The following is a 14,129-nucleotide window of genomic DNA, read 5'->3' as shown; positions in this document are numbered from 1 at the left end:
ATCCGGAACGGGCCGGAAACGGCGCCGGACTGCGCAAACCGTGCACAATGAGGCCATGTGCCTGCTCGCTCTTGGCTGGATGCACCACCCGCGCTGGCGGCTGGTGATGACCGGCAACCGTGATGAGTTCCACGCCCGCCCGACGGCGGCGCTGGCCCCCTGGCAGGATGAGACGTCCGTCATCGGCGGGCGCGACCTGCGCTCCGGCGGTGGCTGGGCCGGGGTTGGCGCCTCGGGCCGGATGGCGGTGGTCACCAACGTCCGCGACCCGCTGGCGGCCCAGACCGGCCCGTCGCGGGGCGCGCTGGTGGCCGACTTCCTGCGCGGCCGCGACCCGGCCGCTGTGCATATCGACCGATTGGCGACCGTGGCTGGCGCCTATGCCCCGTTCAATCTGTTGCTGGCCGATAGCGACAGCCTGGAGTACCTCGGCAACCATCCCGCCGAACGGCAGACCCTCGGCCCGGGCGTGCACGGCATGTCCAACGGCGCGCTGGACGCGCCCTGGCCGAAGACCCGGCGGCTGATGGCGGCCCTTGAAGCCTGGCTTCAGAATGACGGGGTCAGATCCCTTTCGCACAGCGAAAGGGATCTGACCCCGGACCTGACCCCACTCTGGAATGCTCTGGCCGACGAACACCGCCCTGCCGACAGCGACCTGCCCGACACCGGCATCGGCCTGGAACGCGAGCGCTGGCTGAGCCCGGCCTTCATCCGTGGCGATGACTACGGCACCCGCGCCAGCACCGTGCTGCTGATCGACGCCGACGGCCATGGCGAGATCCACGAACGCCGCTTCGGCCCGCAGGGCGCTCCCAGCGGCCAGAGCCACGTCATTTTCTGACCCGGTCATGACGGCCCTTGGCCGGATGCTCTTGGCGGGGGGGGGGTAGTGCCGGCCGCTGGCCGGCAACCTCTGGATCTTCGGATGCAGCATGAAGTTGCCGGCCAGCGGCCGGCACTACCCGCAGCGTGCTGTCGCGATCCACGCGACGGCAGTCGTCATCGCAGCGGGCCTGAAACGTCATTCAGCTTCCAGCCGCGACCGCGATCCGTCCGCGCCACAGCGGTTTCAGCATCACAGCCAGCCGACTGTGCCCTTTTCGCAATCGGCACTGTGTCTATAAATGTCGCCCCTGACCTCCCAGGGTGGTCGCGCCCGGCATCGCGCCGCGCAATCGACCACAACCCTCAAGGAGGCCCCATGCGTCGCATTCTCATCCTGTTCGCCACCCACCTGCTTGCTCTCGGCCTGGGCTTCGGCCTGGGCATCTATCTGCTGCCGATCCTGATCGCCCCCGATGACCCGCCGGTCACGCAGGTGCAGGCCGCGATGAGCGACGCCACCTATCGCACCACCTTCCGTCGCGACCTCAAAGGCAGCGACGCGGTGCACTGGGCCGAAGGCAAGGTCAGCGTCAGCGCCACCCAGGTTGCCTTCGACGGCAAGATGGGACCGGGCCCGGACTACAAGGTCTACCTGGTCCGCGACTTCGTCGACAACAAGGCCGACTTCCTGAAGATCAAGGCGCAGGCCCAGCGCATCGGCGAGGTGAAGACCTTCAACCGCTTCCTGGTGGATGTGCCCGCGAACGTGGACGTGGACGACTACACCACGGTGGTGGTGTGGTGCGAGCGCTTCTCGCAGTTCATTTCCGCCGGGCAGTACCGCACGCCGGGCTGAGGACAGCATGGGGTCGGATCCCTTTCCTCCGGAAAGGGATCCGACCCCGCAATCACGGTAGCTCCACGCCATGCGTGGAAGAAGAAGGAGGCGGAGCCGGCCGATAAGCCGGGTTCTGTCGTGGACAGTCATTCCTCTAGGCGTTACGTCACCGCAACGCTCAAGCAACCTACCCGGATCCAACGCGGGCCGCGCCAAAGGATCCCTATTTGGTCTTGCTCCAGGTGGGGTTTGCCGTGCCGGTCTGTTGCCAGACTCGCGGTGCGCTCTTACCGCACCATTTCACCCTTACCGGCCTTCCGAAGAAGACGTAGGCGGTATCTTTCTGTTGCACTTTCCGTCGGCTTGCGCCGCCCAGGCGTTACCTGGCACCTTGCCCTGTGGAGCCCGGACTTTCCTCGGCACCCCCGAAGGGATGACGCGACTGTCTGGCCGGCTCCGCCAGCGCATATTCTAGCGTACGCAGGTCCTTCCTGCCGTGCTGATCGCGGCGTCCGGTTCATCCATCCACGCATGGCGTGGATCTACTGCAGTAGCGCCACGCCATGCGTGGCTGCAGCAATCCATCAACTACCGTACAACGCCTTGCGCGGCGCGCCGGTCAGTTCCGCGGCCAGTTTGGCGGCGGTGGACGGTGGCAGGTGCTCGCTCAGCTTCGCGTAGACGCGGCGGCCATGTGCCAGCTGCGCTTGTTCGTCATCACCCGCGCCCTGCACCATCACCACGAACTCGCCCTTGCGCTGGTTGTCGTCGGCCTCGACCTTGGCCAGCAGGCCCGCCAGGTCACCATCGAGCACGGTCTCGAACAGCTTGGTCAGCTCGCGGGCCAGCACCGCCGGGCGTTCGCCACCGAAGATCGCCGCCATGTCGGCCAGCGATTCGGCGATGCGGTGCGACGATTCGTAGAACACCATCGTGCGCACTTCGCCGGCCAGCGCCTGCAGGCGGTCGCGGCGGCCGCTGGCCTTGGCCGGCAGGAAGCCCTCGAAACTGAAACGGTCGCTGGGCAGGCCGGCCACGCTCAGCGCGGCGATGGCGGCGCAGGCGCCAGGCACCGGGCTGACCTTGATGCCCGCCGCGCGCGCGGCACGCACCAGGCGGAACCCCGGATCGCTGACCAGCGGCGTACCGGCGTCACTGACCAGCGCCAGCGACTCGCCGGCCTGCAGGCGCGACACCAGCCGCTGCGCCAGGGCCTCCTCGTTGTGTTCGTGCAGGGCGACCAGCGGTTGCTGGATGCCGAAATGGGACAGCAGCTGGCCGCTGCGGCGGGTGTCCTCGGCACAGATGGCCGCCACCGAACGCAGCACCTCCTGCGCGCGCGGGCTCAGATCGGCCAGGTTGCCGATCGGGGTGGCGACGACGTACAGGGTTGGGACACTCATTTCAGCGGTACTCACGGGGCAAGGGTAGAATCGTAGCGTGTACCCGGCCAAGGCCGCTGCCCTCATCGCATGGACCCGATCATGAACAAGCCCGCCGCACGGATCTCCGCCCTGTCGTTGTCGCTGATGCTGCTGGCCGGTTGTGCCACCACCAGCCTGACCAGCACCCCCGATTCGCCGGCCCAGGGCCAGGCGCTGGCGCTGATCGAACAGGGCAAGCCGCGCGACGCCGCACTGCAGCTGGAAGGCCTGGCCGCCACGCTGCGTGGCGGTGCCCGCAGCAACGCACTGGCCGATGCGGGCTGGGCCTGGCATCTGGCCGGTGACAGTGCCCGCGCGCGCAGCCTGCTGGGCCAGCTCACCGCCCGCCAGCTGTCCGGCGCCAGCCTGCAGCGCTACCAGCTGACCGGTGCCGAGCTGGCGCTGGCCGACAAGCAGCCGGCGCAGGCGCTGGCCCTGCTGAAGGATCATGCCGACAGCGTTGCGGTCGGCCTGCGCACCCGCTGGCTGCTGGCCCGCGCCCAGGCCCTGCAGGGCACCGGCGATGCCTTCGGTGCCGCCAACGAGCGCGCCCGTGCCCATGCCGGCCTGACCGGCAGCGCGCGCAGCGAGAACCAGGCCGCCATCGCCGGCCTGCTCGGCACCCTCGACGACGCCACCCTGCGCAGCCGTGCCGCCGCGCTGCCGGCCAACGACCCGCTGTACAACTTCGCCGGCCGTGCGCTGATCGCGCGCGGCCTGCCGCTGCCGCGCCCGTTCGACCGCGATGGCGCGGCCCAGTTCGACACCAGCAAGCGCCCGCCGGCGATGAGCGACGGTTACCGCCCGCCGGCCAAGCTGGCCGTGCTGCTGCCGCTCAGCGGCCGCCTGGCCACCGCCGCGCAGCCGGTGCGCGATGGCCTGTTGAGCGCCTACTACGGTGAAAGCCGCCGCCGCCCGGACATCAACTTCTTCGACACCGCCGGCACCCCGGCCGGTGCCCTCGCCGCCTATGACAAGGCGGTCGCCTCCGGTGCCGACTTCGTGGTCGGACCGCTGGGCCGCGACGAAGTGGACGCCGTGTACGGCCGCCAGCAGCTGCAGGTGCCGGTGCTGGCCCTGAACCGTGGCAAGGACGCACCGCCGGCCGGCAGCGCCGGTTTCTCGCTGGCACCGGAAGACGACGGCATCGTCGCCGCCGAATACCTGCGTGGCCGCGAACGCAACCGCGCACTGGTGATCAGCAGCAATGACGACACCGGCCGCCGTTCCGCCGCCGCCTTCGCGCAGCGCTTCGCACAGCGCGGTGGGCAGGTGGTGGCCACCTTCAACGTCAGCGATGCCGTTGGCGATGTCGGCGCGCAGGTGCGCAATGCCGGCCAGGTCGATGCGGTGTTCCTCGCCGTGCGTGCACCGCAGGCCCGCCTGCTGGCGCCGCAGCTGGCGCTGGCCGGTGCCGGTGGCGCCACCCGCGTCGGCACCTCGCAGCTGACCGTCGGCAGCGGCAAGGTGGAAGAAGACGTGGCCCTGGACGGCATCGTCTACCCGAATGAAGCCTGGAACGTGCGCAGCGTGTCCGGCCTGCCCTCGGCCAGCCAGGTGGCCAGCACCCTGCCGAGCGCACGCGGTGCGGCCGGCCGCCTGTTCGCGTTCGGCGCCGACGCCTGGAAGATCACCGCCTATCTGGACAAGCTGTCCAACGAAGGCGGCCTGGACGGTGCCACCGGCACCCTGTTCCTGGACAGCAACGGCAACATCCTGCGCCAGCCGGCATGGTCGACCTTCAATGGCGGCCGGCCGATGCCGATCGTCGGTGGTCGCTGAGCGCAGCCAACGTGGCTCGGCGGTGGAAGCCGCCGCCGAGCAGCATCTGCAACAGGCCGGACTGCAGCCGCGCGCGCGCAACGTGCGTTATCGCGGCGGTGAACTGGACCTGGTGATGGACGATGCCGGCATCGTGGTGTTCGTGGAGGTGCGCTATCGCGCGCGATCAGAGTACGGTGGCGGTGCCGCTTCAGTCGATGCGCGCAAATGCCGGCGCCTGGCGCATGCCGCGCAGCTGTACCTGCAGGACCACCCCGCGCTGGCCAATGCGCCCTGCCGCTTCGACGTGGTGGAAGCCAGTGGCGAACCGCCGCAGCTGCATTGGCTGCGTGACGCATTCCGGCTGGATGATTGCTGATGTGTACTGTCCGCCTTGGTAGAAGCCGACCTTGGTCGGCGCGTCTGTGCCAACCAAGGTTGGCCCCCGCCAGAGCGCAGCCTGGCCGGCACTACCATGGTGCGTGACTGATGCCTTCGATCATCACCCATGCCGCCGTGCCGCTGGCGCTGTGGTGCGCCGCTGATCGTGGCCGCATCCCGCCGCGCCTGCTGGTTGCAGGCGTGATCGCCGCGATGCTGCCCGATGCCGATGTACTGGCCTTTGCGCTGCACATTCCCTATGCGGATGCCTTCGGCCATCGCGGTGCCAGCCATTCGCTGCTGTTTGCCGGCGTGCTGGCGGCATTGGCGGCGGCGTTCGCATTCTTTGGTAGCGGCCGACCTTGGTCGGCACAGCACAGCCCCGGTAGTCGCCGACCTTGGTCGGCGCAGCACAGCTCCGGTAGTCGCCGACCTTGGTCGGCGGTTTCGTGCCAACCAAGGTTGGCACCTACCAAGGCAGGGCCAACGGTGGCATCGACCGGACAAGCCGCTGTATTCGTCTTCGTCTGTGCCGCCAGCCATCCGCTGCTGGATGCGATGACCACCGGCGGCCTCGGCGTCGCACTGGCCTGGCCGTGGAGCGAACACCGCTTCTTCGCGCCGTGGCGACCGATCCGCGTTTCACCCTTCGCCCCACAGTTCTTCAGCGCACGCGGCGTGGCTACCCTGCTCTCCGAACTGCGCTGGGTGTGGCTGCCGCTGGCCGGCGCCGTTGTCGCCTGGAAACTGATCCAACCCGCTCCTGCTGCCTCTCGAGATCCGTCATGAGTCCTGCCCTGCCTGCTGCCCTGGTCGCCGAACTGTCCACCCTGCTGGGCGCGGAGGGCTGGCGCATGGATGACAGCGCGCTGGAGGCCAACGCGCAGGACAATTCATGGCGCCGCCAGCGTCCGGCAGCCGTGGCGCTGCCCGCCGACGTCGAACAGGTTCAGGCACTGGTACATGCCTGTCGCGCGCATGGCGTGGCGCTGGTCGCGCGCGGCGCCGGCACCGGAACTACCGGTGCGGCCGTCCCGCAGCCGGGCAGCATCGTGCTGTCGTTCACCCGCATGGACCGCATCATCGAGATCCGCGCCGGTGATCGCTGCGCGGTCGTGCAGCCCGGCGTGCTCAATGGCACCCTGCAGCAGGCACTGGCCCCGCATGGCCTGTTCTGGGCGCCGGATCCTTCCAGCGCCGAGATCTGCAGCATCGGCGGCAACCTCGCTTGCAATGCCGGCGGCCCGCGCGCGGTGAAGTACGGCACCAGCCGCGACAACGTGCTGGGCCTGGTGGCGGTGACCGGCACCGGCGAGGTGATCCGCTGCGGTGGTGCCTACACCAAGGACGCCACCGGCTACGACCTCACCCATCTGCTGGTGGGCAGCGAAGGCACGCTGGCACTGATCGTGGAAGCCACGCTGAAGCTGACCCCGTTGCCGGTCAGCCAGGCCGGGCTGCGCGTGCTGTACCGCGATGCCGATGCTGCTGCGGCCGCCGTGTCGCGGTTGATGTCGCAGCCGGTGGTACCCACCCGCCTGGAATTCATGGACGCGCGCAGCCTGGAGCTGCTGCGGCTCAATGGTGCTGACGTGCCAGAGGCCGGTGCGATGCTGCTGGTCGAGGCCGATGGTGACCACGACACCCTGCCCTATCTGCTGCAGGCCCTGGCCAGCGCCGCCGAAGGCGACGGCATGATCGAGCTGGACGTGGCGATGGAAGGCCGTGCACGTGACCAGCTGTGGGCGGCGCGCAAGGCGCTGTCGCCTGCGCTGCGCAGTGTGGCGCCGGGCAAGATCAATGAAGACGTGGTGGTGCCGGTGTCGCGCATTCCGGAGCTGGTGGCCGGCGTGCAGGCGCTGGCACGTGACTACACGCTGACCATCGTCACCTTCGGCCATGCCGGCAACGGCAACCTGCACGTCAACATCCTCTACCACCCGGACGATGCCGACGAGAACACGCGCGCGCATGCCGCGCTGCCAAGGATCTTCGAGCTGACGCTGGCATTGGGCGGCACGTTGTCGGGCGAACACGGCATCGGCCTGGCCAAGCGCGATTTCATGGCGCAGGCCTTCACCCCGGAAACGCTGGCAACGATGCGCGCGATCAAGGCCGCGCTGGACCCGGACGGCATCCTCAACCCGGGCAAGGTGCTGCCGCCGGCATAGACTGCGCACACTCCTGCGCGCTCCTGTAGAGCCGAGCCATGCTCGGCTCCTCTTCGACCAGATCGCGATGACGCCCGCGCTGTGTGCGCAAGCCGAGCGTGGGCTCGGCTCTACAACGACGTGTCGTTCACCTTCGCGCTCCTGTAGAGCCGAGCCATGCTCGGCTGCTCTTCGACCAGATCGCGATGACGCCCGCGCTGTGCGCGCAAGCCGAGCGTGGGCTCGGCTCTACAACGACGTGTCGTTCACCTTCGCGCTCCTGTAGAGCCGAGCCATGCTCGGCTGCTCTTCGACCAGATTGCGATGACGCCCGCGCTGTGCGCGCAAGCCGAGCGTGGGCTCGGCTCTACAACGACGTGTCGTTCACCTTCGCGCTCCTGTAGAGCCGAGCCATGCTCGGCTGCTCTTCGACCAGATCGCGCAAGCCGAGCGTGGACTCGGCTCTACACCGTCTTGTCGGCTGCGATATCGATCAGGGTCTGCCGGAAGCTGGGCAGCAGCACGCGGTTGCCATGGCCGCTCAGGTGATCGTTGTCGAAGAACAACGGTTCGCCCTCTTCCACCGCCGAACAGGCCTGCGGCCCGCACAGCAGCGGCAGCGGATCCCACACGGTCATTGACGGGTAACGTGCCGCCAGGTCATCCAGCAGTGCCATCTGCGGCGCCCGCAGCATTTCCAGATCCGCACGCGGCATGCTCAGACCGCCGGCACACGCCGGATTGCGGCGGTTGAACCAGTCTGAACAGCGGTACGCACCGGCCTTGAACAGCGGCAGCGGTGCGTCGATCACCACCTGTACGCCCAGCTTCTGCAAACGCCCCAGCACGCGTTCGGCTTCGTCGCGTGCAGCCTGTGCATGCGCGGGCGTGCGCTCGGCCAGCAGCTGTTGATAGATCTGCTGTGCATCCTGCCGCTGCCAGTCGAACCCACGCAGTTCCGGCATGCGCAAGGCCGCCAGCAGCACGATGTCACCCGGGCGCGCCTCGCGTTCGATGGTCGACAGCGTGTCTTCAATGAAGTCCTGGCAGTCGGCCGGGCTGGCCCGCAGCAGGTTGACGAAGCTGCAGCCGCCGCGATCCTGCTGGCGCACCTCCATGCCGGTCTGCCGCGCGACCATGCTGGTCATGGTGCGATACGCCGCCGCATGCGAGTCGCCGGCCACGAACAGGCGCCGCCCTTCAAGCGCCGGCGCACTCACCGGTTCCAGCGGGCGCCACGCCGGGTAGCGACGCGCCTGCCATGCGTAGCCGTTGCGGGTGACGCTGAGCGAGACCTGCTCGTGGTACTCCACCGTGGCCCAGGCGCCGGCACCGCACAGCGCCACCAGCGGAAACGCCATCGCCAGCACCTTGGCCGGTGCCAGCCGCAGCAGCGGCGCCGCACTGCGCAGCGGGCGCTCGATGAAGTGGTAGGACGCGGCCGACACCGCCAGCAGCAGCACCGGATACAGCCACAGCGCGACGCCATGCAGGCCATAGGTCCAGCGCAGCAGTACCAGCAGCGGCCAATGCCACAGGTACAGCGAATAGGACAGCCGACCCAGGTAGGCCAGCGGTGCGCAGCCCAGCGCACGGGCGATGCGCGATGTCCCCGCTGTCGACACGCCCGCCAACAGCAGCAGGGTACCGGCCACGGTCGCCAGCACGCCCGGCACCGGCATCGCCAACTGCGGGGCGATCAGCACACCCGCGGCCAGCAGCGCCAAGCCCGCCACGGCAGCCGCGTCGCTGCCCTGGCGTGGCGTACGTTTATGCATCCACTGGTAGAGCAGCGCACCTGCGGCCAGCTCCCAGAACCGCGTCGGCAGCAGATAGAACGCCGACGCCGGCGCCGATCGCGCCTGCCAGCCCGCCCACGCCAGCGACAGCATGGTGAGCGCCGGCAACAGCCAACGCGCCCCCGGCCAGCGCTCACGCCCGCGCAGCCACACGAAGAACAACAGCGGGAAGACCAGGTAGAACTGCTCTTCCACACCCAGCGTCCAGGTATGCAGGAACGGATTGAGTTCAGCGCCGGGCGAGAAGTAATCGTCCTGCTGGCCGGCCAGCACGATGTTGCTCAAGCCGACCAGCGCGGCCCAGCCGGTCTGGTCGAACTGTTCATTGCGCCACGCGCGGGGAATGAACAACGCCGACAGCACGAAGGTCGCCATCAGCATCACCAGCAGCGCCGGCAACAGGCGCAGCACGCGACGCCGGTAGAAATCGAGCAGCATCGCACCCAGCGATGCTTGGGCGCGCGAGGCCAGCGACTGGCTGATCACGAAGCCGGATACCACGAAGAACAGGTCCACACCGGTGAAGCCGCCGGGCAGCCACGTCGCGTTGGTGTGGAAAAGGACGACGGCCAGCACCGCCAGTGCACGCAGGCCATCGATGGCGGCGTTGTGGGAACGTTCGGGAGAGGACACGCGGGCAACCGGCAGAAGACAGGGCGGCAGCATCGCCACCGTTTGCGCAGTCATTCAATGGACAATCGCGACAGACGTGGACAACGTTCAGGTCCAGTCCCGGATCGGCGCGGTTGTAGAGCCGAGCCATGCTCGGCTGCCCTTCGTCCAGAGCGCTGTGAGCCGAGCATAGGCTCGGCTCCACAGCAGCAACTGGGGGTCAGAGCCCATTGCCTTGGCAATGGGATCCGACCCCGCCGCAGGCGCGCTTACCAGGCCATGCGCAGGCCCAGCTGGCCGCCTACGTTGCGGTAGCCATGATCGCCGCGCTGCACGCTCATGCCACCCCACGCACCCCAACGCTGGCCCAGCCTCAGCTCGGCACCGGCCTGCACTTCATAGCGGTTGCGCGGCACGTCCGCACCCAGCGTGTCGCCGTTGAACTGCAACGTACTGGTGCCGCTGCCACGCAGCCAGTTTACGCCCAGGTAGGGCTGCACGGTGTTGCCGGCGGCCGTGCCGTGGCTGAACACACGCACGCCCAGGCGCCCGCTAAGGCCACCGGCGTCGGCATGGTCGACCACCGTACCGTTGCTCTCCACGTGGCGATCGGCGCGGAAATCGACATGGCTCAGCTGCAGTTGTGGCTGCACATACAGTGCGCTGGCGGTGTCCTGCCACACATTGAATGTGTAGCCGGACTCCAGTGACGCAGTGGCCATGCGCGAGTCGTAGTGCTCCGGCGCCAGGCCGATGCCCTGCACGCGGTTATCGAAGCGGCCGTACTGCAGGGCTGCATCCACATACGCGCCCCGCGTGCCGTCCGCTTCCTGCATCCAGGTGCCGTACACACCCACGGCGCTGCCACGCACCCGGCCCTTGGCGCTGTAACCGGTCAGATCGGACACTACGCTGCTGTCGGCGCGGCCGCTGCCCAGCATCACACCGGCAACCGCGTTGCCACGCTGCAGCAGGTCAGTGCCGATCTGCAACATCGAGGTGTTGCCATCAATCGACAGCTGGCCGCCGACCGCGCTGAAATCCGCCTGCTGCCGACCCACGCGTGCCCAGGCCTGGCGCTCGCCGTCCATCGAACGTGCGCCATTGCGCTCGTGCATGCGGTGCGCGAACAGGTTGATCGCCGCCGACTGGTTGGCCAGGTAAGCCCCCGCTTCCGGGCGCAGCACCGGTGGCGGCAGGATCGGATCGCCCGGATCAGTCGGATCAGTCGGATCAGTCGGATCAGTCGGATCGGTTGGATCCGGATCCGGATCCGGGCCCGGATCGACCACGCACCCCGGTGCGGCCGGGTTGTCCTGGCAGATATCGAACCACTGCGAACGCAGATACCAGTTGCCATCGGAAGGATCGGCCAGGCCGCCCTGGAACAGGAAGTACTCGTACGATCCGCCCACCGCGCGGCCGCTCAGCGTGTAACTCGCCAGCGATGCACCGTCGATCTCGATCAGCGCGATGCCATCCACTGTAGGTGCGCCTACGCCACCGATGTTCTTCACCGCGATCAGCGCGTCGCCGGAGCTGTCGCCGCGCACGTGCAGGCGGTCCATCGCGCTGTCATCGCCGGCCAGCGTACCCTGGAACAGGAACGTCGCCCCTGCGCTGTGCAGGTCGCCGTCCACGGTGAGCGTATTGAAACGGCCGCTGCCGTCGGACAAGGCCACGCCACTGTTGAGTACCTGCAACTCGCCCACCGTGGCATCACCGGTCAGCGTCCACTGGCTGCCGTTCTCGATCGCCATCGTCTGCACCAGATCCGACGAACCCTGCCAGAGCGAACCATCGGCCAGCCGTACATGCACGTCCGACTGTGGCGGCAGCCCAGCGTCCTCGTCCTCCGGGGTGATGGCGATGTCACCGTCCATCCGCGAGCGGCCCTCCAGCACCACATCGAAGCGCCCGGCCACTGCGGCATCCAGTGCCAAGGCGATGCCATTGCCGCCCGATACCACCGCACCATTGGACAGGGTCAGGCCCGGGTCGCGGCTGCTACGCAGCCATACGCCACCATGCTGGACGCTCACCAGCGAGCCGCCGTCGATACGCATCCGACCGTTGTCATTGATCACCGCCGCCCACGCGCCCTCGCCTTCGGTGCGTACATGGGTGTTGTTCAAAGCGATCTGCCCAGCACCACCGGCAATGACACCGTGCGAGGATCGGCCGACGGTCTGCAAGCGGCTGTCGACCAGCGTGACGGTCCCGCCGGTGCGCGCAATCGCCGCAGCAGACCCATCTCCTTCGGTCAGCACCTGGGTATCGACCGCCTCGATCACGGGCGGCCGCCCCGCGCCGCCCTGCGCATACAGACCATGGGCAGAACGCCCCCCTGTACGCAGGTCGGTACTGAAAAGCTGCGCGCTGCCGCCTCGTGCATCAAGGCCGAGCCCACCGTCTCCCTGGGCCACCACTGAAGACTCACTCAGCACCAGCGTGGAATCGTTCGGCATCCAGATGGCGGTACCTGCAGACGTTGCAAGCGAGCTGCGCTCCACTGTCACGACGTTGCCTCGGCCATTGATATCCAATGCGACCAGCTCGCTGCGGACACTGCTGTCACGCAGGTTCACGCTGCCATTGTCCATCAGCCTCAGTCCCGTATTGCCGGACAGCTCGCTGCTCTGCACGTCCAGCGCACCACCTGACTGATCGACGGCACGACCATGGGCGCCCTGCACGCTGATGCGGCTGTCGGAAACGTTTACGCTGCCTCCCATCGCCAGACCGACGGCGGCGTCACCGCGCATGTCGATGTCCACACCCTTCATCACCAGGCGCGCGCCGCGATGCGCCGTTGCGGCCACACCCGAATGACCCACGCGTCCAATGCTCGCGTCCTGCAGGACGACCTCGGCCGTGCCGGTCGCCAGGACACCATTGCCCGCGTCACCCGCCATGTCGATGTGGACCCCATCCAGCGTTGCTGTGCCCGCATTCGCATACAGACCGTAAGTACCGTAGCGGTTCACCTGCAACTGAGCGCCCTGAACCTGCAGCGTGCCCCCCATCAACCGCAGCGCATCGCCGCCAGTGCTGCGGACCTGCACGTTTCTCAGCACGGCATCCGCGCCCTGCACCTGTACCCCGTGGGCGCTGTTGCCGCGTGTCTCGATCACTGCATCGGCGGCCTCCAGTCGGGCGCCTGCGGCAACTGACGCGCCTGCTGCAGAGATGCCGGTGGTGCTCACCGATGCACCCTGCAACAAGATCAGACTGCCGGCGCCCTCGGCGTGCGCAGCGTGCGCTCCGCGTCCTTCTGTAGAGAGATTGACCGGCCCTGTCGGAAGAATACGGCCGCCGTTGATTGCGTAGAAGGCATGCCCCGACGGGTCGCCCGGCAGCACCGGCTCAGTGGTGTGGTAATCGCCTTCGGCAGGCATCTGGTCGTCGCCGTCGGCCACGATCTGCTGGGCCGAGGCGGGAATGCTGGCAAGCAGTGCAATGGCGAGGGCGGCGGCCAGCGCATGGTGGCGTGGGGTGGGTGTATGCATGGGGTTGCTCCTGAAAGGAGACGCCATGCTCGTCATCTCCGTTCACTGCCTCCATCGAATCACTTGCAACCCGCCTGCGACAGGCTGTCGCAGTGCTGGCTGAAAGCTGAAGGCGCTACCGGTGTTCAGTGTGCTTTACAACTTTTTGCATGGGTTCGGCCGGGCTGCGCACAGAGACTGGCGCCAGTAGAGACACGTGACTTCGTAATTGCCCACCCTTCACGCCACCATCACAGAGATGAAGGATATACGGCACTTCGTCTGAATGCGGTTGCGTCGTGTCGCGTCTCTCCCCCTTCTCCGACACAAGGATTCCCCATGAAGCGCACCGCCACCGCATCCCATCCTCTGACGCCGCGCCCGCTGTTCCGCAGCCTGTTGCTGGCGCTGGCGTCCCTTCCCGCCGGGGTCGTTTTGGCCGGCGATCTCGATGGCCAGACTGCGGAGGTCGGTGCTGGCGATCCGGTCGAAGCGTGGACGTTGAAGAACGGCTCGCTGCTGACCGTGAACGGAGGAGCGGCCCAGACCATTCTGGCCGATGACTCCCGCGTAACACTGGTTGCTTCGACGGTCTCGCGCAAGCCATCGGGCGACTACTCCCAACATGCCGTAAAGCTGGATGGAAATTCGCTGCTGGACGCGCGTGACAGTACTTTCGTGGGGAACCTGCGAGTACAAGATCAAGCGCAGGTTACGCTTTCCGACTCTCACGTTGTGGTCTCGCCCGGCGCAGGCCAGCAACCTGGTGACAGGCAGTCCGTAGGCCTGAACTTTTCCGGGATGAGCGTTGGCAGTGGGCGCATCCTGCTCGACGCAAGTACCGTCAG

9 protein-coding genes and 1 other RNA gene are annotated in these 14,129 nt (G+C 67.8%); 6 read left to right on the top strand and 4 right to left on the bottom strand.

What is annotated here, in order from left to right:
- Positions 1-55: 55 nt before the first annotated feature.
- Positions 56-844, top strand: coding sequence for an NRDE family protein (locus tag QP609_RS03180; RefSeq protein ID WP_014645935.1), 789 nt, complete (start codon positions 56-58; stop codon positions 842-844).
- A 360-nt stretch (positions 845-1,204) separates the two neighbouring features.
- Positions 1,205-1,684, top strand: a complete 480-nt coding sequence (locus QP609_RS03175; RefSeq protein WP_289213864.1) for a DM13 domain-containing protein — start codon at positions 1,205-1,207, stop codon at positions 1,682-1,684.
- 88 nt (positions 1,685-1,772) lie between these two features.
- Here QP609_RS03175 and rnpB read toward each other — a convergent pair.
- Both rnpB and rsmI read right to left on the bottom strand, forming a co-directional pair.
- Positions 1,773-2,124, bottom strand: an RNA gene (gene rnpB / locus QP609_RS03170) — RNase P RNA component class A.
- A 126-nt stretch (positions 2,125-2,250) separates the two neighbouring features.
- Positions 2,251-3,069 (bottom strand): 16S rRNA (cytidine(1402)-2'-O)-methyltransferase, encoded by an 819-nt coding sequence (gene rsmI, locus QP609_RS03165; RefSeq protein WP_014645933.1) that lies wholly within the window; start codon positions 3,067-3,069, stop codon positions 2,251-2,253.
- Between the two features lie 81 nt (positions 3,070-3,150).
- Between rsmI and QP609_RS03160 the strand changes: the two genes are divergently transcribed.
- From QP609_RS03160 to QP609_RS03145, 4 genes are all read left to right on the top strand, one after another.
- Complete coding sequence (locus QP609_RS03160) at positions 3,151-4,872, top strand: penicillin-binding protein activator (RefSeq protein ID WP_197621216.1); 1,722 nt, start codon at positions 3,151-3,153, stop codon at positions 4,870-4,872.
- Positions 4,862-5,230 carry a YraN family protein gene (locus tag QP609_RS03155; RefSeq protein WP_041864068.1) on the top strand — a complete coding sequence of 123 codons (369 nt, stop codon included), beginning with the start codon at positions 4,862-4,864 and terminating at the stop codon, positions 5,228-5,230. Before QP609_RS03160 ends, QP609_RS03155 begins: the two co-directional genes overlap by 11 nt.
- 110 nt (positions 5,231-5,340) lie before the next feature.
- Complete coding sequence (locus QP609_RS03150) at positions 5,341-6,021, top strand: metal-dependent hydrolase (RefSeq protein ID WP_197621217.1); 681 nt, start codon at positions 5,341-5,343, stop codon at positions 6,019-6,021.
- A complete protein-coding gene (locus tag QP609_RS03145) occupies positions 6,018-7,403 on the top strand; it encodes an FAD-linked oxidase C-terminal domain-containing protein (RefSeq protein ID WP_197621218.1) in 1,386 nt (461 codons plus the stop codon). Before QP609_RS03150 ends, QP609_RS03145 begins: the two co-directional genes overlap by 4 nt.
- A 443-nt stretch (positions 7,404-7,846) precedes the next feature.
- Here QP609_RS03145 and QP609_RS03140 read toward each other — a convergent pair whose 3' ends face one another.
- Together QP609_RS03140 and QP609_RS03135 are read right to left on the bottom strand one after the other, a co-directional pair.
- Positions 7,847-9,847: an acyltransferase family protein gene (locus QP609_RS03140; protein WP_310758170.1), complete on the bottom strand. Its 2,001-nt coding sequence runs from the start codon at positions 9,845-9,847 to the stop codon at positions 7,847-7,849.
- Between the two features lie 215 nt (positions 9,848-10,062).
- Positions 10,063-13,302 (bottom strand): autotransporter outer membrane beta-barrel domain-containing protein, encoded by a 3,240-nt coding sequence (locus QP609_RS03135; protein WP_197621220.1) that lies wholly within the window; start codon positions 13,300-13,302, stop codon positions 10,063-10,065.
- Between the last annotated feature and the right edge of the window lie 827 nt (positions 13,303-14,129).

The organism is Stenotrophomonas sp. 8(2023) (genome assembly GCF_030345295.1).
Lineage (GTDB): Bacteria > Pseudomonadota > Gammaproteobacteria > Xanthomonadales > Xanthomonadaceae > Stenotrophomonas > Stenotrophomonas muris.
This window is presented reverse-complemented; position numbering and strand designations above follow the sequence as displayed.

Excerpts from the sequence above, each read along its gene's own strand:
- QP609_RS03180 (WP_014645935.1), top strand. The coding sequence starts at position 56 with ATGTGCCTGCTCGCTCTTGGCTGGATGCACCACCCGCGCTGGCGGCTG.
- QP609_RS03175 (WP_289213864.1), top strand. The coding sequence starts at position 1,205 with ATGCGTCGCATTCTCATCCTGTTCGCCACCCACCTGCTTGCTCTCGGC.
- rsmI (WP_014645933.1), bottom strand. The coding sequence starts at position 3,069 with ATGAGTGTCCCAACCCTGTACGTCGTCGCCACCCCGATCGGCAACCTG.
- QP609_RS03160 (WP_197621216.1), top strand. The coding sequence starts at position 3,151 with ATGAACAAGCCCGCCGCACGGATCTCCGCCCTGTCGTTGTCGCTGATG.
- QP609_RS03150 (WP_197621217.1), top strand. The coding sequence starts at position 5,341 with ATGCCTTCGATCATCACCCATGCCGCCGTGCCGCTGGCGCTGTGGTGC.
- QP609_RS03145 (WP_197621218.1), top strand. The coding sequence starts at position 6,018 with ATGAGTCCTGCCCTGCCTGCTGCCCTGGTCGCCGAACTGTCCACCCTG.
- QP609_RS03140 (WP_310758170.1), bottom strand. The coding sequence starts at position 9,847 with ATGCTGCCGCCCTGTCTTCTGCCGGTTGCCCGCGTGTCCTCTCCCGAA.
- QP609_RS03135 (WP_197621220.1), bottom strand. The coding sequence starts at position 13,302 with ATGCATACACCCACCCCACGCCACCATGCGCTGGCCGCCGCCCTCGCC.